Raw genomic sequence first — 18,901 nt, forward strand, 5'->3', positions numbered from 1 at the left:
TCGGAGGGTGTCGGCGGAAACGTCCGCCGGCGCGTACGAGGAGGGAGCACGTGGTGACCGGGCAGCCCGACGCGGCCGAAACCGCGCTCGCGCAGGCGTTCCGCGACGAGTGGGGCTCCGTCGTGGCCACGCTCATCCGCGTCGCCGGCGACTGGGACCTGGCCGAGGAGTGCGCCCAGGACGCGTTCGCGCTCGCCGTGCGCACCTGGCCGCGCGACGGCGTTCCCGACCGCCCCGGAGCGTGGCTCACCACCGCCGCCCGCAACCGTGCCGTCGACCGGCTCCGGCGCGCGGCCGTGGGAACGGGCAAACTCCGGGAGGCCGCGCTTCTGGCGGTCCCGGACGAACCGGCCACTGTCCACAGTGGAGCCGGCGACGCCGTCGGTTTCGAGGACGACCGGCTCCGGCTCATTTTCACCTGCTGCCATCCCGCGCTCGCCTTCGAAGCGCAGGTCGCGCTCGCGCTGCGTACGCTCGTCGGGCTCAGCACCGCGGAGATCGCCCGCGCGTTCCTGGTGTCCGAATCGACGATGTCGCAGCGGCTCGTCCGGGTGAAACGCAAAATCCGCGCCGCCGGGATCCCGTACCGCGTGCCGCCCGCCCATCTTCTGCCCGAGCGCACCGCGGCGGTGCTCGGCGTGCTGTACCTGTTGTTCAACGAGGGCTACGCGGCCAGCGAAGGCGACGACCTCCAGCGCCCCGACCTGGCCGGCGAAGCCATCCGGCTGGCCCGTCTGGTCCGCACCCTGCTGCCGGACGAACCCGAGGCCACCGGCCTGCTCGCGCTGCTCCTGCTGCAACACGCCCGGCGCAGTACGCGGAACGGCCCCGACGGCGAGTTGATCCCGCTCGACGAACAGGACCGGAGCCAGTGGGACGCCGCGGCGATCTCCGAAGGCACCGCGCTGCTGGAGGGAGCGCTGCGGCGGCGCACGCCCGGGCCCTACCAGGTCCAGGCCGCGATCGCTGCCTGCCACGCAACCGCCGCCCGCGCCGAAGACACCGACTGGGCGCAGATCGCCGGGCTCTACGTCCAACTCCTCCGTTTCCGGCGGGATCCCGTGGTCGAACTGAACCGCGCGGTCGCGGTCGGGATGGCCGTCGGGCCCGAAGCCGGGCTCGCCCTCGCCGACCGGCTGACCAACGATCTGGCGGGCTACCACCTTCTGCCCGCCACCCGCGCGGACTTCCTCCGCCGGCTCGACCGCACCGAAGAAGCCCAGGTCGCGTACGCCGAAGCGCTCGCGTCGGCTCGCACCGGAGCCGAACGCCGCTACCTCCGGAGACGACTTTCGGAAATTTCTTCGCCGGAGGTGTCTGTCTCCGCGTCTTCCGTTCGTCGGGAAGGCAAACCGACCCCGGAAGGACAGCCATGATCACCAAAACCCTTCGCGTGCCTGGCGCGGAGATCCACTACGACGTCGCCGGCTCCGGACCGCTGCTGCTCCTGGTGCCCGGCGGACCGGCGGACGCCACCGGGTTCACCGCGCTGCGCCCGTGCCTCGCCGACCGCTACACCGTCGTCACCTTCGACCCGCGCGGCATCTCCCGCAGCCGGACCACCGAGCTCGACGACGACCTGGTCGGCCAGCACGCCGAGGACGTCCAGCGGCTGCTCGCCGAACTGGACGCCGGACCGGTTTCGGTGCTGGCCAGCAGCGGAGGCGCGATCACCATGCTCGAGCACACCGTCCGCTACCCGGGAGCGGTGCGGACGCTCGTCGCGCACGAACCGCCGGTCAGCCGGTATCTCGGCGACCTCCTGGCCGATTTCCCGGACATCCCGGCGATTTACCGCGAGCACGGCACCGACGCGGCGGTCGGGGCGTTCATGGCCGCCAGCGGGTTCGAGATCCCGCCGCAGCCCGAACAGCCCACCGCCGAGGAAATCGAACAAGGCAAGCAGATGCGCGGCAACTTCGAGGTGTTCTTCGGCAAGCTGTTGGGCGCCATCGGAGCCTGGGAACCCGATCTCGAAGCGCTCGCCGCCGCGGACACCCGGATCGTCGTCGCGGTGGGCGACGCCGTCGGAACCCCGGCGTACGAGGCCGGCGTCGGGCTGGCCCGCGCGCTCGGCGGCGAGCCCGTCCAGTTCCCGGGCGACCACGCCGGGTTCGCCGCCCAGCCCGAGGCGTTCGCCGCCCGCCTCGCCGAAACGCTCACCGAGGAGAACTGATGCGCTACCTGCTGATGATCGCCGGATCCGAGGAGCCGACCCCCGAGCAGCTCGCCGTCGGCTGCGGCGGCTGGTCCGAGGACCTGCAAGAACGCGGCATCCTCGTCGGCGGCGGAGGCCTGCACCCGCCCGCTACGGCCACCACGGTGCGCGTGCGCGGCGGCGACGTCCTGCTCACCGACGGGCCGTTCGCCGAGACCAAAGACCAGATCGGCGGCTACGCAGTGCTCGAATGCGCCAACCTCGACGAGGCCGTCGAACACGCGTCCCGGCACCCGGCCGCCGCCTACGGCACCATCGAAGTCCGCCCGCTGCTCGGCTGACTCCCGCGTCCCCGAAAGGAACCACGTTGCCCTCCATTGTGGACAGAGACGAACAGCGCTACGCCGGCTACCGCGCGACGGTCGGCTTCGACGGCATGGCGGACGTCGCGCACCAGATCGCCGCGATCGTCGGCAAACTCGCCGAACGCGGCCTCGAACCCGCCGACGCCCCGTTCTTCCGCTACCTGCTGCTCGGCACGGACATGCGGACGGTCACCGTCGAAGCCGGAGTGCCCGTCGCGGACCCGGTCGACCTCGGCGACGAGTACTTCACCGACGTGGTGCCCGCCGGGAAATACGCCCAGGCCACCCACCACGGCCCGCCCTCCGGCCTCTTCGCCGCCACCGCCGACCTGCTCGCCTGGGGCGAAAAAGAGGACGTGCGCTGGGACCGCATCGTCGAGGCCGACGGCGAGCACTGGGGCGCGCGGCTCGAGATCTACCGCACCGACCCGCAGGTGGAGCCGGACGCGAACAACTGGGACACCGACCTCTGCTTCCGGCTCGCCGACTGACCCGCCGGCGGTCCCGGGGTCACGCGCCCCGGGCCGCCAAAGCGCCGACCAGACAACCGAATCCGGCCGCGGACAGCACCGTGCGCGCCCGGTTCCAGCGCACCCACGGCGTCTCGAACCGGGCGCGCAGCGTGGCGACGTCAGCCGTGTCCTTCTCGAGGGCGTTGTTCATCGGCACGTTGATCGCGCCGGTCACCACGAGCATCGCCGCCAGCAGCAGGCTGCCCGCGACAAGCCAGGGCAGCCCGCCCCGCGCGTCGCCCGTGAGGTGCAGGACCACGGCCGCGATCGAGGATGGCGACGTTGATCCCGCGCATCGCGGTCACGAACGTGTGGTCGTCGGCCTGGCCGAGACCCGGCATCACCGACACCGTGTACGCGTAGAACAACCCCGCGATCAGCCCCGCCGCGACCACCGCCGCCACGAGCACCGCTTCGGAAACGACCGCCATCGCACTGCCCTCCTCTGTCCCGAACACACCCCAGTCAACCCGCGGACCGCGAGACGATCCATCGGTTATCCGCTCGGAACCATGCGTCATCGTCTCGCCAGGAGACCTCCATGCAGCACACGCTCCCCAACGGCGTCGCACTCGGCGCCGAACACTTCGGCGACCCGGCCGCGCCGCTCGTCCTGCTGGTCGGCGGCACCACGATGCTGTCGTGGCCGGACACCCTGTGCGAAGCCCTCGCCCGCGACGGACGGCACGTCGTGCGCTACGACCTCCGCGACGCAGGCGCCTCCACCACGCTCGACCCGGACGCCCCGGCCTACACCCTGCGCGACCTCGCCGCCGACGCAGCCGCGCTGGCCCGCGAACTCGACGACCGGCCTGCGCACCTGGCCGGAATCGGGGTCAGCGGGTTCGTCGCCCAGGTCGCCGCGCTCGACCACCCCGAGGCGTTCTCCGCCCTGACCCTGTACGGAACCCGGCCCGTCGCGCCCGGACCAGTCGACCCCGACCTGCCCGACCACGACGCCAAGGCCATGCGCCAACTGTTCGCGCTGCCGATGCCGGACTGGTCGGACCGTGCCGCCGTCGCCGAACGCGCCGCCGCCAGTGCCGTGATCCTCGGCAACGACCCGGACGCCGCCCGCACCGTCGCGGCCCGGATCTTCGACCGCGCGGCCAGCACCGAGCCGGTCGTGCAGATGGCCAACCAGCTGGGCATGGTGTTCTCCCAACTCGACTGCACTCCTCGCTGGCGCGAGCGCCTGCCGGAACTCGCGATCCCGACTGTGGTGCTGCACGGCCGCCGGGACGTGTTTTTCCCGGTCGGCAACGGAGAAGCGCTCGCCCGCGACATCCCCGGCGCCCGGCTGGTCGTCCTGGACGACGCTGCCAGCGCGATCCCGGACGCTGCCGCCGACGAGATCGCCGAGGCGATGCTCGCTGCCTGAACCGGGAGGCGCCAGGCCGCCTGAAATGGGCATCTCGCGCGACCCCAGAGCGGTGCCAGTTTTGGACCTGTCGCGAGCCGCCACCACGCCCGGGTCGACAGGCGCGCTCGACCGATGCCCGGCACTGGCGGCAGCACGACGCACGCCCGGCCAAAGAACAGTCACTCCTCCCCGGACATCGTCGCGAACAGGTGCCGCACCTTCTCCGCCGCGCCGTCCGACAGGAACAGTTCCAGGTTGTCGGCCGACATCTGCGCCGCCGGTTCAGCGCGCTCGAACATCGCCTGCTCGAACTTCCGCACGTCGCCGCCTTCAGCGAGGACCAGGGCGAGGTCCGCGCCGTCGCGCATCGCGAGGTTCGCGCCCTGTCCGGCGAACGGCGACATCAGATGCGCCGCGTCCCCGATCAACGTCACGCCCGGCGTCGGGTCCCAGCGCAACCCGATCGGCAACGCGGTCAACGGGTACACCGAGATCGGCCCAGACGTGGCGTCCAGCAACGCCAGGAACTCCGCCGGCCACCCGGCGTACAGCTCCTTCAGGGCGGCACGGGCACGGTCCGGGTCGTCGAACGGAATCCCCGACGTCTCCGGCCAGTCTTCGCCGCACCGCAGTGCCAGGTGGACCCGGATCGTGCCGTCTCCGTTGCGCTGCGCGGAAAGCGTGCGCTGCTCCCCGAGCGCGGAGAAGCTGCCTCGGCCGACGAGCGCCGACGCCGCCGGGTGCGCCCGGTCCGCGTCGTGGATGACCAGGCCCATTCCGTGCACGCCGCAGTACGCCGGTTCCGCGTCGGTGAGCAACGGGCGGATCCTCGACCGGGCACCGTCCGCGCCGATCAGGAAGTCGCACTCCAGGATGTCGCCGCCGGACAGGTGAACGCGGTGGCGTCCGTCGCCGAGCGGCTCCGCGCGAGTCACCGTGCGTCCCCAATGGACAGTGTCCTCGGGGAGCGCGTCGAGCAGCAGTTTCCGCAGCGCCGGCCGGTCCGCCTCGGGACGGCCCCAGCGTGCTTCGCCCTCCTCCGGAGCGATTTCCCGCCGCAGCAGGGTTCCCGCGGAGTCGTAGAGGACCATGTCCTGGCCTTCGGGACGGGCGATCGCGCGGTAACCGGCCTCCAGACCGGCCTCGCGCAGCGCCCACTGCCCCTGGTCGACCGTCAGGTCCAGCGTGCCGCCCTGGACTCGCGCGTCCTGGCTGGCGTCGCGTTCGCAGACCACGGCGTCGATGCCGTGCGCCTTCAGCACCCGCGCACAGGTCAGCCCGCCGAGCCCGCCCCCGGCGATCACGATTCGCATGATGACATCCCCTCGATACACTGTATTGGCAAAATACACCGTATCGGAGGCGTCCCGGTACTGTCACCCGAAAAAGGAGCGAGCATGGACGAAGTGGTGTGGGAGCGGCCCGAACCGCTGGCGCGCGCGGCGCCGACGCCGTTGAGCCGCGCCCGCATCGTGGAGACCGCCTGCGCGCTCGCCGACGAAGGCGGTCTCGAAGCGGTGTCGCTGCGCAAAGTCGCGGCCGCCCTCGGCGCCGGGCCGATGCGGCTGTACGGCTACCTCGACACCAAAGAAGAACTGCTCGACCTGATGACCGACGCCGTCTACGGCGAGATCCCGCTGCCGGATCCGGACACCGAAGGCGTGGCCGCCCTCCGCGCGCTCGCCCACGGCTGCCGCGCGGCCGTCCAACGGCACGAATGGTTCGCGGACCTGATCGGCGGACGCCCCGGGCTCGGCCCGAACGCGCTCGCGTACCTGGAGGCGTCGCTGGCCGCCGCGGCCGGCCCGGGCCCGATCGAGGACGCCATGATCACGGTGTTCACCGTGCACTCCTACGTGACCGGCGCCGTGCGCAGCGAAATCCGCGAGCGCCGGCTCATCAGCGACACCGGCCTCGACGAGGAGGGCTGGCAGCGCGCCGCCGGGCCCTACCTGCAACGGATGTTCGACACCGGCCGCTACCCCACCCTCCTGCGTACCGCCCGCGACGCCGTGCACCCCGACGGCGACGCCGTCTTCGCCGCCGGCCTCGAACGAGTGCTCTCCGGACTCTCCCTCAGCTAGTTACCGCTTAAGCGGCAAGATGGGCCCATGGAGACCGCCGCGCTGGGTCCGACCACCCGCGTCATGCACGCGATGGAACAGCTCTGGGCCGAAATCCGGCGGCGGCACGCGGACGTCCCCGACGCGATCCTCGTGCTCGCCTCCGGAACGATGGGCACCACCACCGAGATCCACGGCCACTTCGCGCGGTCCCGCTGGCACGTCGGCGAAGGCGTCGAACCGCGCGCCGAGTTCTTCCTCGGCGCCGAAGGCCTGCGGCGCAGTGCGGCCGAGATCCTCTCCACCACCCTGCACGAGGCCGCGCACGGACTCGCCGCCACCCGCGACATCGTCGACGTCAGCGACGGCCGCTACCACAACAAACGCTTCGCCGCGCTCGCCGCCGAACTCGGCCTGCGCGCCGAACAGGCGGACCGGATCGGCTGGTCCTCGACCACCGCGCTCCCCGCGACCATTGAGGCGTACCAAGAAGAACTCTCCCGGCTCGAAGCCGCGCTGACCGTGTGGCGGCACACCGAACAGGAGGTCGCCCGACGCGCCGTCGCGGCCCCGCCGGACGACCCGGAAACGCCGGGCGAGGTGGCCGAACCGCTCGCCCCGCCGGTGGTGATCGCGCCGGTCGACGGCCGAGGCGCGCACCGCGGCGGGCCGAACTACGTCGCGGCGATCTGCCGGTGCGAACCCCCGCGCCGGATCCGCGCGGCCCGGTCGATCCTGGAGTTGGGGCCGATTACCTGCACGTTGTGCACGGAGCCGTTCATCGAGGCTTGACCGCTATTGCGGCAATCAGCGTGCCGAGCCAGCAAGCAGGTTCAGGATCCTGGCGATCGCTCATTCGGCCGCTACCGTCGCCTGCCATGCGCCCGGGGGCATGCCTGTCGCCTTGCGGAAGAACACCGAGAAGTTGGACGTGTCAGGGAAACCGAGCGCGGTGGCGCAGGCGGCCGCGGTGAGGCGGTCGTGGGCGAGGAGCCGTTTGGCCTCCAGGACGATCCGATCGACGAGGTACGCCTTCGCGCTGCGACCGGTGGCCCGCTGCACCGCTCGGGTGAGAGTGCGGGGCGCGTATCCCAGTGTCCGGGCGTAGTAGCCGGCGTCGTGATGTTCCCGGAAGTGCGCGTCGACGCTGGCCTGGAACAGCCGGAACACCGGATTGACCGACGGCGCTTCGGCGTGGCGGGGGCGAAGCCGGGCGATGAGCGCGGAGAGCAGGATCTCAGGCACCTCAGCCGAGACATCTCCGGGCGGAGCGGATGCTTCGAGGAGGAGATGGCTGCGCGCGGCGTCGACGAACGGCCAGTCGGCGTCGGGAATCCTCCAGCGCACTTCCCGGGCCGGGGACGCGACGAGCTCCCGGGTGGCGCTGGTGACCGGCGCGGTCGGCACGAACAACACGACCTGCCCGGCCACGTCGGCGATGTCCTCCCATCGGTGCACCGCTCCCGGAGCGATCCACACCGCAGACCGCTTCTGGAGCGGGTGTCGGAGGAAGTCCACGGTGACGGATCCGTGCCCGGCATCGACGACGGCGAGGACGTGGAAGTCGGCACGCTGCGTCCCGCCGTCGTTCAGCTCGCGAAGGCGGTCGAACGTCATGGTTTCGACAGCGGCGGCACCGCGCCCGACGGGCTCGTAAGTCATCTGCCGGATCACGGTCATCTGTCCATTTTTCACCATCAGCCGACCAGTCCTGCCGATGCCTCGGGATAGCGGAAGACATTGAATGAACACACAGAACAACGTCCCTCAGAACACCGATCGAGAGAGTCACGATGACGACGACGCAGCAGTCGCTCCTGCCCGTTTACGACCACCGGCCGGGAACCGGCCCGACCCTGGTGTTCCTGCACTACTGGGGCGGATCCGCCCGCACCTGGGACCTCGTCGTCGGCCGCCTCGCGGGACGCGACACGCTCACTGTCGACTTCCGCGGGTGGAGCCGTTCGAGCACCCTGGCGGGCCCCTACGCCCTCCGCCAATTCGCCGACGACACGCTCGCCATCATCGCCGACGCGGGCGTCGCCGACTACGTCCTCGTCGGACATTCCATGGGCGGCAAGGTCGCGCAGCTCGTCGCGGCGACCCGGCCCGCTGGCCTCCGCGGGATCGTCCTCGTCGGTTCCGCTCCGGCGAAGCCCGCCTCAGGGATCACGCCCGAGTACCGGGAGGGCCTTTCCCACGCCTACGACTCCGACGAGTCCGTTGCTGGCGCACGGGATCACATCCTCACCGCGACCGAACTGCCCGAGCAGATCAAGTCGCGGATCACGACCGATTCCCGCGCCTGCACCGACGCCGCCCGCACGGAGTGGCCGCTGCGCGGCATCGCGGAGGACATCCGCGAGCACACCCGGATGATCAGCGTCCCCGCGCTCGTCGTCGCCGGAGAGAACGACCAGGTCGAGCCCGCCGACGTACTCGTCGACCACCTCATGCCCTATCTCGCCGAAGCCGAGTTCACGGTGATTCCGAAGACAGGTCACCTGATCCCGCTGGAAGCTCCGGCCGCCCTTGCCGACGCGATCACGGCCTTCGCACCCGCTGCCTGAACGCGCTCGACCGCCTCGTCGCCAGAGGACGACATCGCGGAATGGCCACGTGACCTCTGCCCTGGTCGTCGCGACACCAGCCACGACCAGGGCGAGCAGTTCTCCTGTTCCTCGCAGCAGAGCCGTGACCAGCGACTGTCAGCCGAGCCAGCCGCGATGCAACGCCGGTGCCAGTTCGTGCGCGGCCGAGTCCCGGATGGCGTTCTCGTCGTGGAGATAGCCCTCGGTGGTCGACAGCGCGGCGTGCCCGAGGTCGCGCTGCACCTGCCGCGGCGGGACCCCTCGCTCGATCGCGTGCGTCGCGTAGGAGTGGCGCGCCGAGTGCGGGTGGATGGTGTCGCACAGCGGCTGCAGATGCGTAGCGACGAACCGGGCCTCGGCGGTGTCCAGCAATTCCCGCAGCCGCGCGGTTTTGGGTGGCTGGCAGAACGTCGCGCACAACCTGCGCAGCAACGCAGTCACGTGCGAAACGTGCACGCGCGCGCCGGTGCTGGTGACGAACAACGGCTCGGCCCGATTCGCACCGACCTGTCCGCGCAGTGCCGGGACCTGCGGCGTCGCCCGGTCCGCGAGGTAAGCGTCGAGAGCGTCCGCCACCGGGGCGGCCAGCGCGACCTCGCGGTCCTTGGATCCCTTGCCGTGCACCCGAAGCACGCCGAAGCCGCCCGCGGTCGGCCGCCGGTAGTCGCCCAGGTCCACGCCCACGAGTTCCTCCGCGCGCACGCCGGTGCCGATCAGGATCTCGACCATCGCCCGGTCGCGCAGGCCGTTCCGGCTGTGGTCGACCAGCAGCCACGCCGCGAGCAGCAACGCCCGGCACGCGTCGAACGACCAGCGCGCGGTCTGCGACGGGACGCCGGAAGGCCGGTTGAGATGCTGCGCGCGCCGGTCCACCAGCGCCGCGGGATTGTGCCCGGCCAAACCTTCCCGCAACAGGTACTTGCGGTAGAAAGCGGACACCGCCGACAGCATCCGGCCGCGCGTCGCGTCGCGGTACCCGGCCTGCGCCAGTTCGTCCAGCCACTGTTCGACGTGCTCCACCCGGACGTCGGCGAACGACGTGAACCCGTTGCGCAGACACCAAGGCAGCCACGCCAGCGCGTCCGGATCGGTCCGCCGCGCACGGCCGCGGCGGCGTCCCGGGTCAGGTGGCTGATAGCCGGGCACCCAGTCGAGCGGGATGCCGAGATCGGTCGCGTACGCGATGCGGGTGTTGAGCGACGCGTACACGCGCAGGAATTCTCCGAACCGTTCCCGCGCGTCCTTGCCCGCTCCCCCGGCATCGGTGAGCGCGAGGGTCATGCGCGCCCGCCCGGATACAGCGCGGCGACGCCGGCGAGCACGAGATCGATCCCGGCGAGGAACTGCTCGCGGTCGTTGTGCTCGCGCATCTGGCTCGCCATCAAGCGGGTCGTCTCGTATTCCTCGGGATCGAGCGCTTCCCACGCTTGCGCCGTGGCGGCGAGGAATTCGGCCCGGTCCGCGTCCGGTTCGGCGACCTGGCTGTTCGCCGCGTTCTGCCCGGCCGCGCCCAGCACGTAGTGCATCAGCACCGACGTCGCGGTGAACCAGTGCTCCTCGGGCACGCCCAGCGCGCGGACCCGGCGGCCGAGGCTTTCGAGGATCCGCGGCGTCACCGGTCCGCCCGGGCTGCGGGACAGCTGGAGCAGCAGCTGCGCGGCGAGCCACGGATGCGCGTCGATCGCGGAGAACAGCCCGAGCGCCACTGCGTGCACTTCCTCTCGCGGCGAGCCGGTCGACCTCGCCGCCAGGGCGTCCGCCACCACCGCGTCGGTCGCGGCGACCAGCAGCTCGCGCTTGTTCGCGACATGCCAGTAGATCGCCCCGGGCCCCGTCGCGAGCCGCTCGGTGAGCACCCGGAACGTCAGGCCGCTCTCGCCGGCCGCGTCCAGCAGTTCCACCGCCGCCTCGACGATGCGCTCCCGAGAGAGTGCCTCCGTGCGCCGCTGTGCCCGGCGCGTCCCCGTAGCCATGCGCCCATCTTGACATATCTGGAGCGCCGTTCCAACATGGAATGACGTACCAGAACCTTTCGAAGGAGCCTTGTCATGACCACCTCCGTCACGATCGTCGGCGCCGGGCTCGGCGGACTCACGCTCGCCCGCGTCCTGCACGTCCACGGAATCCCGGCCGCCGTCTACGAGGCCGAGCCGTCCCCGGCCTCGCGCGCCCAGGGCGGCCTGCTCGACATCCACGACTACAACGGCCAGCTCGCCGTCGAAGCCGCCGGGCTGACAGCCGAATTCCGCAGCCTGGTCCTGGAAGGAAGACAAGAGCTGCGGCTGCTGGCCCGGGACGGCACAGTGCTGTTCAAACAACCGGATGACGGCAACGGCGGCCGTCCCGAAGTCCACCGCGGCGAGTTGCGGCAGATGCTGATCGACTCGCTGCCGGAGGGCACTGTCCACTGGGGACACAAGGTCAGCGGCGTGCGCGCCCTGGGCGGGGGCTACGAGGTCGCCTTCGCCAACGGAAGCAAGGTCACCGCGGACCTGCTGGTCGGCGCGGACGGTGCCTGGTCGAAGGTCCGGCCGCTGCTGTCCTCGGCGAAGCCGGAGTACACCGGCACCGGGTTTGTCGAGACCTTCCTTTACGACTCGGATCGCCGGTTCCCCGCCGCCGCCGAAGCAGTCGGCGGCGGAATGCTGCTGGCGCTCGCGCCCGGCCACGGCATCACGGCCCATCGCGAGCGGAATGGAACCCTGCACGCCTACGTCGGGCTGGTCCGGCCGCTGGAGTGGTTCGACAGCATCGATTTCGGCGATCCGGCCGCCGCGACCGCCCGGATCGCCGCGGAGTACGAGGGCTGGTCGACCGCATTGACCGCGTTGATCACCGAAAGCGACACCGCGCCGGTCTTCCGGCCGCACTACGGCTTGCCGATCGGACATCAGTGGGAGCGGGTGCCCGGCGTGACGCTGGTCGGCGACGCCGCGCACCTCGCCCCGCCGAACGGCGAAGGCGCGAACCTGGCCATGCTCGACGGGGCCGAACTCGGGAACGCGCTCGCCGCCCATCCGGACGACGTGGAGGCCGCGCTCGCCGAGTACGAGCAGGCGATGTTCCCGCGCGGCGCGGAAACCGCGGCCGAGGGCGCGCACCTGCAACAGCAGATGTTCGGCCCCGACGCACCGCAGGGCCTGGTCGCCGAGTTCGTCGCCGGGACGTAGGAACGCCCCGGGTGCGGGCGGGTCCCGCACCCGGGCCCCAGATCAGGCCACCGCCTCCCGCAGCGACGCGGACAGCGCGCGGGCCTCGTGCTCGGTCATCCGGCCGGTCTCGTACGGCACGCCGTTGACCCACCGCTGCGTCAGCCGGGCGATCCGCTCTCCGTAGCGCTGAGCGGTGACCCGGTCGCCGTGCGATCCGGCGTCTTCTGGGCCGAGGTCGGCGTGGCTCTGGCTCATCAGCCCGAGCCACGAGCCGAGCCGGTTGACGTCGTCGCGGGTCCCGCCGCTCCAGTTGTTGCCCGGCATGTCGCCCACGCCGATCCACTGCATGCCCAGCTGCGCCGCGAACACCGACAGCTGCTGCAGCACCGCGAGCTTGTCGCCGCTCTGCGACGCGGACATGGTGAACCCGCCCGCCAGTTTGTCCTTCCACGCCTGTGTCGTGAACGGCGTGAACGCGGCCTCCATGAACGCCTTGAACACTGCGGAGACGCTGCCCATCAGCGTCGGGCAGCCGAGAACGATCGCGTCGGAACGGTCCAGCAGCGCCATGACCTCGCTGTCGTGCCAGCGGCCCGCGGTGACGTGCTCGGCCCGGATGTCGACGAGGTGCACCTGCACGCCCGGCACCTGCCGCGCCCCTTCGGCGAGATGCTCGGCCAGCAGGCGGGTGTGCCCGTGCACCGAATGGCAGACCACGGTCACGGTGGCTTCGGGGGTGCGGTCAACGGCATTGGCTGTCATGCGAAAACTTCTTCCGGTCGTGGGGAAATCCCCTGCTTGCTCCCCTATCCCATCCCGATCGCCGGACGTCATCAACGCCGTTCTCGCGCACCCAGCGATCGGTGACACCGATCGATCCGGCTAGCCTGATCCGGTGGACAGGATCGAGCTGGAAGCGTTCGTCACGGTCGCGGAGGAACTGCACTTCGGCCGCGCCGCCGAACGCCTGCACCGCGGACAGGCGACCGTCAGCGACGCCGTCCGCCGCCTCGAGAAAACCTTGGGCGGCAAGCTTTTCCACCGCACCAGCCGCCGGGTCTCGCTGACCGACCTCGGCGAAGCCCTCCTGCCCGACGCCCACGCCGCCCTCGCCCAGCTGCGCCGCTTCCAGCACCGCGGCCGCGCCCTGGCCGGCGGAGACCGGACGCGCACCACGCTCGTCGTCGCCCACGCCGAGTACACCGCGCACCAGGTGCTGCTGCGCTGCCTGCCGCAGCTGCGCGAGCGGTTCCCGGACGTCACGATCGTGCCGGAGCCGATGCCGACCACCGCGCAGCTCGCCGCCCTGCGCGCGGAAACCGTCGGGCTCGGCATCGGATGGGCGACCGGCGGGATCAACGGCGTGCGGGCGCGAGTGCTGTCCGCCGAACGGTTCGTCGCCCTCGTGCCCGCGGCGCATTCCCTTGCCGGGCATACGGAACTGAGCGCGGCCGAACTGTCCTCGACCGCGCTGCTGACCTGGCCGCACCAGATCAACAGCGGGCTCTGCGACCGGCTGCTGTCCGCGTTCCAGATCAGCGGGGCGGACCTGCGGATCATCCGCACCGCCGACAGCGTGCAGGCCATCGCCGCCCACGTCGCCGCCGGAACGGGAATCGGGATCACCGTCGAGTCGGCACTGGACCACCAGCCGCCCGGGCTCCGGATCATCCCGCTGACTGGTCCTTCGACGACCGCTGACCAGGTGGTTCTCTTGCCGGAGAATCCGTCGGAGGTCGCGCTCGCGCTGCGGGATTTGCTGCTGAAGGCGGCTGTGCCGAGTTAAGAGAGGATGCGGCAGCGCGGTTCTGCCTGCCGTGCTCCAGTTCGCTGGCCAGTTCGTTGCGGAGACGACAGCTCAGCTCGTGCTGTGCCGACTGCGGTAGGCCGCGACGCTGGCCCGGTGCGCGCAGGTTCGGGTGCAGTACTGCTTCGAGCCGTTGCGCGAGAGGTCCACGTAGGTGGCCCGGCACCGGGGTCCGGCGCATACGCCGAGACGAGTCGGACCGAGCGTGGCGATCACACGAGCCAGCGCGCTGAGCGTGGTCGCGGCCAGGTGCGCCGCGCAGCGGTCGGTGTCGGAGGTGACCTCGGTCCACCAGCGGCCGTCCTCGTGGCGCAGCACCGGAGTGGCATGGCTGCGGCGCAGACCGTCGTTGATCAGGGCCGCAGCCGCGACCGCGTCGATACTGGATTCTTCGAGCACGCGGCGCACGGTCTCGCGCAGTGCGCGGACCTCCGTCAGGTCGGCGCGGGTGAGACGCCGCGAGGCACAGGTCCTCGAGCCCCCTCCGACAGACGGATGGTCGGCGAGGAACTCTTGGAGTTGTTCCACGGTCTCCAGCGTGTCCTCGCCCTTGACGGGTTTCCAGGTGTTGGCGAGATCGACGGCCGCCTCCACCCCGGATGAGATGTGACACGCTTCCAGCATTTGACGTATCTCCTCACGGGTTCGTCCGGTGACATCCGTACAGCCTTTTACGTGTCACAGCTTAGCTGGGTGCTCCGGCGGCGCAGCCGGAAGCTCACGCCACCTTTCACCGGCACGTCCTGCCAGAACGGGAGCCAGCTATGGCCGCCGAGCCCTTCAAGGTCAGCGTCAGCGAAGCCGAGATCGCGGATCTGCGCGACCGGTTGCGCCGGACGCGGTGGCCCGAGCCCGAGCCGGTGCCGGACTGGTCGCAGGGAGTGCCGCTCGCCTACGCGCAGGAGCTGTGCCGCAGCTGGGCCGAGGACTACGACTTCGGGTTCGCCGACCGCGTCAACGCCTTCCCCCAGTACCGCGACACGATCGACGGCCTCGGCATCCACTTCCTGCACATCCGCTCGCCCGAGCCAGACGCGTTCCCGCTCGTGCTCACCCACGGCTGGCCGGGCTCGGTACTCGAGTTCCTGCAGATCCTCGGTCCGCTCACCGACCCCCGCGCCCACGGCGGCGACCCCGCGGACGCCTTCCACATCGTCGCGCCGTCGCTGCCCGGCTACGGCTGGAGCGACAAGCCGACGACCACCGGATGGGGCGTCACCCGCACTGCCCGCGCCTGGGACACCCTCATGACCTCCCTCGGATACCAGCGATACGGCGCCCAAGGCGGAGACTGGGGCTCCGCGGTCTCCGGCGCACTCGGCGAAGTCGCACCCGAACGGGTCGCTGGCGTGCACCTGAACCTCGGATCCGTGGCGGCGGGCGCGTTCGACGACCCCACACCCGCCGAGCTGGCCAACCTCGAGGCCGAGAAAGAGATGCAGCGCACCGGCCGGGGATACTCGGCCATCCAGGCGACCCGGCCGCAGACCCTCGGCTACGGCCTCACCGACTCCCCGGCCGGGCAGGCCGCCTGGATCGCCGAGAAATTCTGGGCCTGGACCGACAACCACGGCCACCCCGAAGACGCCGTGCCACGCCAGGCGATCCTCGACGAGATCTCGGTCTACTGGTTCACCGCCTCGGCCACCTCGTCGGCACGCCTGTACTGGGAAAGCTTCGCCCACTTCCGGGACAAGGTGACGGCGCCGTCCGGACTGGCGGTCTACCCTCGCGACATCACTCGCCCCTCGCGGCGGGAGGCCGAACTGCGCTTCACCGACCTGCGCTGGTACCAGCAACTGCCCCGAGGCGGCCACTTCGCCGCACTGGAACAGCCCGAGTCGCTGGTCGAACAAGTACGTGGGTTCTTCCGCCTCGTCCGCTGACCAGGCATCGACCACGCGACGGCCGGTCCCCCGGCGTGCCAGCTCGCTCTCGATCGCGCCGAAGAGGCTGATGCTCACGCGGTGCGCGCAAGGGGCATGTCCGCCAGGCCCCTCGGAGCCGCCTGCGGCATGACTATATCAATAATCTCAGTTATCCATATAGTCGATTACCGGCAGATCTGGTCGACTGTTCGAGTTTTCTATCTGATACCTCGGGTTTAAGTATTGAAACTCTAACTGTAGAGTGTGCTCCACCAGCGGAAAGGGGTGCTGATGGAGACGGTGGGGCCGCCGATCCGGCGCGGGAGCCGGGAGGAGCGCCGGGAAGCGACCGTGCGCGCGTTGGCCGCCGGGGACGAGGCGGGGTGTGCGTACTGCGGCCAGCCGCTGCCGCCCATCCCCCGGCAGGGCGGGCGGCCGACTCCCTACTGCCCGGCCGATCCGGAGCGGTACGGGAGGTGGGGCGCGAAGGTCATCACGTGCGCGATGCTCGACGAGCAGCGCGAGATCTGGGTGACCGTCTACGGCCCCGACCAGCCGATGACCCAGCTCGACACCCGGGCGCTCGACGAGCAGCTCGGCTCGGCGCTGTCGGCGTTGGAACCGCTGCACGCGGAGCTGTCCGCGCTGCGCACGCACGTCGCCGACCAGACCGCAGCTGCCCTGAAAGCGCGGGAAGAGGCCGAGGCTGCTCGCGACGAGGCGCTGGAGCAGGCCCGGGCGGCGAATGCGGAACGCGCGCACGCCGTAGCCGCCGCGGAGGAGGCTCGCGCGGCCGAGGAGGCGGCCAAGCACCAGTCCGAAGTGGACCGAGCCGAGCGTGACGCTGCGCTCGAGAACGCTTCTGCGGCAAGGAAAGCGCAGGAAGCCGCATTGGCGGTCCGTGATGAAGCCGAGAACAACCGGCAGCGTGCGCTTGAGCAGGCGGCGTCCGCGCACGACCGGGTCACGGCGTTGCAGCGCGAGATTTCCGCATTGCGCGCGACGGCGGTCGAGGACCTCGAACAGGCCCGCCGCACGGCAGCGGAAGCCCAGCAGGAACTTCGCGCGTCGTTGACCGCCGAGCACGAAAGCCGGATGCGCGAGCAACAACAGCGGTTGCGTGAGCAGGCGGCGGAGGCGGACGACCGGGTGCGCAGCGTCCAGGTGGCGGCCGATCAGCGGGTCGCGGAGGCCGCAGCGCAGTTGAGCCAGGCGACCAAGACGTATGCCGAAACGCTGGCTCCGTTGCACGCTGAGCTGGGAGAACTGCGTGCTCGCGTCAGTGCACAGGAGGCGGAGCTTGAGGAGTTGCACCGGCTTCGCGAGGCTGAGAAGGCGGAGAAGGCGGAACAACCGGAAGAAGCCGAGTGACCGGGCGTGGTGGCTGCAGATGCGAGCAGCCACCACGCCCGGCAGGGTTGTGGTTCAATACCTTCAGTCGCCGGGTTTCCCGGCGGACAGTCATCGCCCGCGGTGCTTTTCCTGGCCCGCGTAGGCGCGCTCCCCACGGTGAGCACTTCAGAGATCCCGGCCTCGTCAGGCCCTCCCCGTCGTGCGGACGACCCGTCCGCGAACCAGTCCTGCCCGAGAACGGAGTGGAACCATGCCCACCGAACGCCTCACCAACGGCACCGAACGAGAGCTTCTCGAGAACACGCTCGACCGCAACCGCGAAGCCCTGGCCGAGACCCTCCGCGGCCTGTCCGAGGCTGACGCCCGACGGCGGCTCGTCGCGTCGCTGTCGACGCCGATTTCCGTGGTCAAGCACGCCGCCGCCGCGGAACGGATCTGGTTCCAACGGTTCTGGGCGGGTCTCGACGAGTCCGAATGCGACGGATACTCGAAGCGGGACGTCGGCACCTTCGCCGTCTCCGACGACGAGACCGTGGCCGACGTGATCGCCGAGTACGAGCGCGCCAGTCAGCGGTCGCGGGAGATCGCGGCGCGCTTCGAACTCGACGACACCAAGGAGTTCCCCGGCGAGGGAACCGTCAGCATGCGCTGGACTTTGCTCGCGATGATCCAGGAATTCGCCCGGCACGCGGGCCACGGCGACATCCTGCGCGAGCAGATCGACCAGCCCCTGTCCTGACCCCCTGGCCTCGGCGGCCTACTGGTGCTTGGCGAGGAACGGCAGGACCGCGTCGGCCATTTCGTCGGGCACTTCCTCGGCGAGGTCGTGCCCGGCGTCGAAAACGAGTCCGGTGACGTCGTGGGCCATGATCCGCATCTGGGATTCGGCGCGTTCGCCGATGAACGCCGACCCGCCGAGCGCCAGGACAGGCAGGTCCAGTTTCCGTTGCGCCGCTTGCCGATTCTGTTCGGCGTCGACGAGCATCGCCCGGTAGATCGCGAGCATCGCGCGGATGCCGCCGGGCATCGAGTAGCAGCGCACGTACTCCTCGATCGCGTCCGGCGTCGCGCTGTCCGGGCGGCTGCGCTCGAACTTGATCAGGTACGTGATGAGCTCGCGTTCGTGGCCGGCGATCAGCATCTCGGGAACGTCCGGCTGGAAGTAGAAGCCCAGATGCCACAGATGCATGCCGCTGGCGACGTTCTCGGCGGTGAGCGCGGTGTGGTCCTCGAAGCCGAAGCCGGGGAACAACGCCTCGGCGAACACCAAGGACGTCACTCGGTCGCGATGCCGGGCGGCGAGCTGGTAGCCGATCACCGCTCCCCAGTCCTCGCCCACGACGGCGTAAGTCTCGTGGCCGAGGCCGGCCATCAGTTCGGCGACGTCCTCGCTCATCGTCGCGGAGTCGTAGCCGTCCGTGGGGCGGGCGGAATCGCCGAGACCGCGCAGGTCCGGGACGACGACCGTGTACTGCGGTGTGAGCTTCGGGACGAGGTGCCGCCAGTGGTAACCGGTCTTCGGCACACCGTGGAGCAGCACCACGGCGGGGCCGGATCCGGCGGTCCGGTAGTGCAGGCTCGTTCCGTTGACCGCGGCACGGCCGGTGCGGACTGGAGTTTCGTCGTGGTCGAACATCGTTCCCTTTCTTGATCGGACGTTCCAGTTTGA

20 protein-coding genes and 1 pseudogene are annotated in these 18,901 nt (G+C 70.7%); 13 read left to right on the plus strand and 8 right to left on the minus strand.

Going from position 1 to position 18,901, the window contains the following annotated elements:
• The first annotated feature begins 53 nt into the window (after positions 1–53).
• From ATK30_RS41015 to ATK30_RS41030, 4 genes are read left to right on the plus strand one after another with little or no spacing between them, the layout of a single operon-like run.
• Complete coding sequence (locus ATK30_RS41015; protein WP_101441340.1) at positions 54–1,376, plus strand: RNA polymerase sigma factor; 1,323 nt, start codon at positions 54–56, stop codon at positions 1,374–1,376.
• Positions 1,373–2,176 carry an alpha/beta fold hydrolase gene (locus ATK30_RS41020; protein ID WP_101440062.1) on the plus strand — a complete coding sequence of 268 codons (804 nt, stop codon included), beginning with the start codon at positions 1,373–1,375 and terminating at the stop codon, positions 2,174–2,176. Before ATK30_RS41015 ends, ATK30_RS41020 begins: the two co-directional genes overlap by 4 nt.
• On the plus strand, positions 2,176–2,499 hold the full coding sequence (locus ATK30_RS41025) for a YciI family protein (protein WP_101440063.1): 324 nt from the start codon (positions 2,176–2,178) through the stop codon (positions 2,497–2,499). The genes ATK30_RS41020 and ATK30_RS41025 overlap by 1 nt, the downstream gene beginning before the upstream one ends.
• A gap of 26 nt (positions 2,500–2,525) precedes the next feature.
• The gene (locus ATK30_RS41030; protein WP_208637559.1) at positions 2,526–3,014 is read left to right on the plus strand and encodes a GyrI-like domain-containing protein; all 489 of its coding nucleotides are present in this window, start codon (positions 2,526–2,528) and stop codon (positions 3,012–3,014) included.
• A 19-nt stretch (positions 3,015–3,033) separates the two neighbouring features.
• Here the strand turns inward: ATK30_RS41030 and ATK30_RS47825 are convergent.
• Positions 3,034–3,466 (minus strand): annotated as a pseudogene (locus ATK30_RS47825) (anthrone oxygenase family protein).
• A 110-nt stretch (positions 3,467–3,576) separates the two neighbouring features.
• On the opposite strand from ATK30_RS47825, the gene ATK30_RS41040 reads away from it, so the two are divergent.
• Positions 3,577–4,416 (plus strand): alpha/beta fold hydrolase, encoded by an 840-nt coding sequence (locus ATK30_RS41040; RefSeq protein WP_101440065.1) that lies wholly within the window; start codon positions 3,577–3,579, stop codon positions 4,414–4,416.
• 161 nt (positions 4,417–4,577) lie between these two features.
• Here the strand turns inward: ATK30_RS41040 and ATK30_RS41045 are convergent, their stop codons facing one another.
• Positions 4,578–5,711, minus strand: a complete 1,134-nt coding sequence (locus ATK30_RS41045; protein ID WP_101440066.1) for an FAD-dependent oxidoreductase — start codon at positions 5,709–5,711, stop codon at positions 4,578–4,580.
• Between the two features lie 84 nt (positions 5,712–5,795).
• On the opposite strand from ATK30_RS41045, the gene ATK30_RS41050 reads away from it, so the two are divergent.
• A complete protein-coding gene (locus tag ATK30_RS41050) occupies positions 5,796–6,482 on the plus strand; it encodes a TetR/AcrR family transcriptional regulator (RefSeq protein WP_101440067.1) in 687 nt (228 codons plus the stop codon).
• A gap of 27 nt (positions 6,483–6,509) precedes the next feature.
• Positions 6,510–7,253, plus strand: a complete 744-nt coding sequence (locus ATK30_RS41055) for a hypothetical protein (protein WP_101440068.1) — start codon at positions 6,510–6,512, stop codon at positions 7,251–7,253.
• A gap of 60 nt (positions 7,254–7,313) precedes the next feature.
• Here ATK30_RS41055 and ATK30_RS41060 read toward each other — a convergent pair whose 3' ends face one another.
• Positions 7,314–8,141, minus strand: a complete 828-nt coding sequence (locus ATK30_RS41060) for a helix-turn-helix domain-containing protein (protein ID WP_208637560.1) — start codon at positions 8,139–8,141, stop codon at positions 7,314–7,316.
• Positions 8,142–8,254: 113 nt separating this feature from the next.
• Here ATK30_RS41060 and ATK30_RS41065 point away from each other — a divergent pair, with 113 nt between their 5' ends.
• A complete protein-coding gene (locus ATK30_RS41065; protein WP_101440070.1) occupies positions 8,255–9,031 on the plus strand; it encodes an alpha/beta fold hydrolase in 777 nt (258 codons plus the stop codon).
• A 138-nt stretch (positions 9,032–9,169) separates the two neighbouring features.
• Here the strand turns inward: ATK30_RS41065 and ATK30_RS41070 are convergent, their stop codons facing one another.
• A complete protein-coding gene (locus ATK30_RS41070; RefSeq protein WP_101440071.1) occupies positions 9,170–10,333 on the minus strand; it encodes a tyrosine-type recombinase/integrase in 1,164 nt (387 codons plus the stop codon).
• Positions 10,330–11,025, minus strand: a complete 696-nt coding sequence (locus tag ATK30_RS41075) for a TetR/AcrR family transcriptional regulator (RefSeq protein WP_101440072.1) — start codon at positions 11,023–11,025, stop codon at positions 10,330–10,332. The genes ATK30_RS41070 and ATK30_RS41075 overlap by 4 nt, the downstream gene beginning before the upstream one ends.
• 75 nt (positions 11,026–11,100) lie before the next feature.
• Here ATK30_RS41075 and ATK30_RS41080 point away from each other — a divergent pair, with 75 nt between their 5' ends.
• Positions 11,101–12,222, plus strand: a complete 1,122-nt coding sequence (locus ATK30_RS41080) for an FAD-dependent oxidoreductase (RefSeq protein WP_101440073.1) — start codon at positions 11,101–11,103, stop codon at positions 12,220–12,222.
• A gap of 42 nt (positions 12,223–12,264) precedes the next feature.
• Here the strand turns inward: ATK30_RS41080 and ATK30_RS41085 are convergent, their stop codons facing one another.
• Positions 12,265–12,966 (minus strand): flavodoxin family protein, encoded by a 702-nt coding sequence (locus ATK30_RS41085; RefSeq protein ID WP_101440074.1) that lies wholly within the window; start codon positions 12,964–12,966, stop codon positions 12,265–12,267.
• A 133-nt stretch (positions 12,967–13,099) separates the two neighbouring features.
• On the opposite strand from ATK30_RS41085, the gene ATK30_RS47025 reads away from it, so the two are divergent.
• On the plus strand, positions 13,100–13,990 hold the full coding sequence (locus ATK30_RS47025) for a LysR family transcriptional regulator (RefSeq protein WP_101440075.1): 891 nt from the start codon (positions 13,100–13,102) through the stop codon (positions 13,988–13,990).
• A 72-nt stretch (positions 13,991–14,062) separates the two neighbouring features.
• Here ATK30_RS47025 and ATK30_RS41095 read toward each other — a convergent pair whose 3' ends face one another.
• Complete coding sequence (locus tag ATK30_RS41095; protein WP_101440076.1) at positions 14,063–14,635, minus strand: CGNR zinc finger domain-containing protein; 573 nt, start codon at positions 14,633–14,635, stop codon at positions 14,063–14,065.
• Positions 14,636–14,775: 140 nt separating this feature from the next.
• On the opposite strand from ATK30_RS41095, the gene ATK30_RS41100 reads away from it, so the two are divergent.
• From ATK30_RS41100 to ATK30_RS41110, 3 genes are all read left to right on the plus strand, one after another.
• A complete protein-coding gene (locus ATK30_RS41100) occupies positions 14,776–15,897 on the plus strand; it encodes an epoxide hydrolase family protein (RefSeq protein ID WP_101440077.1) in 1,122 nt (373 codons plus the stop codon).
• Positions 15,898–16,170: 273 nt separating this feature from the next.
• The gene (locus ATK30_RS41105; protein ID WP_220817286.1) at positions 16,171–17,250 is read left to right on the plus strand and encodes a coiled-coil domain-containing protein; all 1,080 of its coding nucleotides are present in this window, start codon (positions 16,171–16,173) and stop codon (positions 17,248–17,250) included.
• A 232-nt stretch (positions 17,251–17,482) separates the two neighbouring features.
• Positions 17,483–17,971, plus strand: a complete 489-nt coding sequence (locus ATK30_RS41110) for a DinB family protein (RefSeq protein WP_101440079.1) — start codon at positions 17,483–17,485, stop codon at positions 17,969–17,971.
• 18 nt (positions 17,972–17,989) lie between these two features.
• On the opposite strand, the gene ATK30_RS41115 is transcribed toward ATK30_RS41110, so the two are convergent.
• Complete coding sequence (locus ATK30_RS41115) at positions 17,990–18,868, minus strand: alpha/beta fold hydrolase (RefSeq protein ID WP_101440080.1); 879 nt, start codon at positions 18,866–18,868, stop codon at positions 17,990–17,992.
• Between the last annotated feature and the right edge of the window lie 33 nt (positions 18,869–18,901).

Origin of the sequence: Amycolatopsis echigonensis (assembly GCF_002846615.1) — a bacterium.
In the GTDB taxonomy this organism is placed as follows: Bacteria; Actinomycetota; Actinomycetes; order Mycobacteriales; family Pseudonocardiaceae; genus Amycolatopsis; species Amycolatopsis echigonensis.

What these genes read in the sequence shown, in the direction of transcription:
- ATK30_RS41025 (WP_101440063.1), top strand. Translation starts at nt 2,176, where the DNA reads ATGCGCTACCTGCTGATGATCGCCGGATCCGAGGAGCCGACCCCCGAG.
- ATK30_RS41050 (WP_101440067.1), top strand. Translation starts at nt 5,796, where the DNA reads ATGGACGAAGTGGTGTGGGAGCGGCCCGAACCGCTGGCGCGCGCGGCG.
- ATK30_RS41085 (WP_101440074.1), bottom strand. Translation starts at nt 12,966, where the DNA reads ATGACAGCCAATGCCGTTGACCGCACCCCCGAAGCCACCGTGACCGTG.
- ATK30_RS41065 (WP_101440070.1), top strand. Translation starts at nt 8,255, where the DNA reads ATGACGACGACGCAGCAGTCGCTCCTGCCCGTTTACGACCACCGGCCG.
- ATK30_RS41105 (WP_220817286.1), top strand. Translation starts at nt 16,171, where the DNA reads ATGGAGACGGTGGGGCCGCCGATCCGGCGCGGGAGCCGGGAGGAGCGC.
- ATK30_RS41070 (WP_101440071.1), bottom strand. Translation starts at nt 10,333, where the DNA reads ATGACCCTCGCGCTCACCGATGCCGGGGGAGCGGGCAAGGACGCGCGG.
- ATK30_RS41020 (WP_101440062.1), top strand. Translation starts at nt 1,373, where the DNA reads ATGATCACCAAAACCCTTCGCGTGCCTGGCGCGGAGATCCACTACGAC.
- ATK30_RS41110 (WP_101440079.1), top strand. Translation starts at nt 17,483, where the DNA reads ATGCCCACCGAACGCCTCACCAACGGCACCGAACGAGAGCTTCTCGAG.
- ATK30_RS41100 (WP_101440077.1), top strand. Translation starts at nt 14,776, where the DNA reads ATGGCCGCCGAGCCCTTCAAGGTCAGCGTCAGCGAAGCCGAGATCGCG.
- ATK30_RS41075 (WP_101440072.1), bottom strand. Translation starts at nt 11,025, where the DNA reads ATGGCTACGGGGACGCGCCGGGCACAGCGGCGCACGGAGGCACTCTCT.
- ATK30_RS41055 (WP_101440068.1), top strand. Translation starts at nt 6,510, where the DNA reads ATGGAGACCGCCGCGCTGGGTCCGACCACCCGCGTCATGCACGCGATG.
- ATK30_RS41080 (WP_101440073.1), top strand. Translation starts at nt 11,101, where the DNA reads ATGACCACCTCCGTCACGATCGTCGGCGCCGGGCTCGGCGGACTCACG.
- ATK30_RS41095 (WP_101440076.1), bottom strand. Translation starts at nt 14,635, where the DNA reads ATGCTGGAAGCGTGTCACATCTCATCCGGGGTGGAGGCGGCCGTCGAT.
- ATK30_RS41115 (WP_101440080.1), bottom strand. Translation starts at nt 18,868, where the DNA reads ATGTTCGACCACGACGAAACTCCAGTCCGCACCGGCCGTGCCGCGGTC.
- ATK30_RS41060 (WP_208637560.1), bottom strand. Translation starts at nt 8,141, where the DNA reads ATGACCGTGATCCGGCAGATGACTTACGAGCCCGTCGGGCGCGGTGCC.
- ATK30_RS41040 (WP_101440065.1), top strand. Translation starts at nt 3,577, where the DNA reads ATGCAGCACACGCTCCCCAACGGCGTCGCACTCGGCGCCGAACACTTC.
- ATK30_RS41045 (WP_101440066.1), bottom strand. Translation starts at nt 5,711, where the DNA reads ATGCGAATCGTGATCGCCGGGGGCGGGCTCGGCGGGCTGACCTGTGCG.